This is a genomic window from Shigella sp. FC1661 (assembly GCF_001712525.1).
Lineage (GTDB): Bacteria > Pseudomonadota > Gammaproteobacteria > Enterobacterales > Enterobacteriaceae > Escherichia > Escherichia coli.
Window position 1 is genome coordinate 1 of sequence record NZ_MDGW01000436.1, and the last position, 618, is coordinate 618.

General features: G+C 50.8%; 2 protein-coding genes. One reads left to right on the top strand and one right to left on the bottom strand.

From position 1 onward, the window contains the following. The coding region (locus BFF42_RS19685) for an IS3 family transposase (protein WP_032291100.1) at positions 1-195 on the bottom strand (195 nt) is incomplete at its 3' end. A 124-nt stretch (positions 196-319) separates the two neighbouring features. Here BFF42_RS19685 and tnpB point away from each other — a divergent pair. Further along, positions 320-616, top strand: coding sequence for an IS66 family insertion sequence element accessory protein TnpB (tnpB, locus tag BFF42_RS19690; RefSeq protein WP_001232000.1), 297 nt, complete (start codon positions 320-322; stop codon positions 614-616). The last annotated feature ends 2 nt before the right edge of the window (positions 617-618 follow it).

Here is a 618-nt window from a genome sequence, read left to right on the forward strand (position 1 = left end):
GATTTGTTCTGGTGTTATCGGAGAGGCTTTTGGTGTTTTGCCCTGACGCTCATCACGCAGTTGTTTGACCCATCTTGTCATTGTGGAAAGGCCAACATCCATAGCTTTGGCGGCATCTGCCACCGTGTATTTCTGGTCAACAACCAGTTGAGCGGATTCGCGTTTAAACTCTGCGCTAAAATTTCTTTTTTTCATTGGAGCACCTGTGTTGTTCTGAGGTGAGCATATCACCTCTGTTCAGGTGGCCAAATTCAGTGTGCCACTTCAGATCTCACTCCCGTCAGGCACCCGCATCTGGCTCGTTGCTGGGATAACCGATATGCGTAAGTCTTTCAACGGGCTGGGTGAACAGGTACAGCATGTGCTGAATGATAATCCCTTCTCCGGTCACCTGTTCATCTTCCGTGGCCGACGGGGTGACATGATTAAAATCCTGTGGGCTGATGCTGATGGTCTGTGCCTGTTCACCAGACGCCTGGAGGAAGGCCAGTTTATCTGGCCTGCTGTGCGTGACGGCAAGGTATCCATTACCCGCTCGCAACTGGCAATGCTCCTCGATAAGCTGGACTGGCGTCAGCCAAAAACATCCCGCCTTAACGCACTGACAATGTTGTAAAA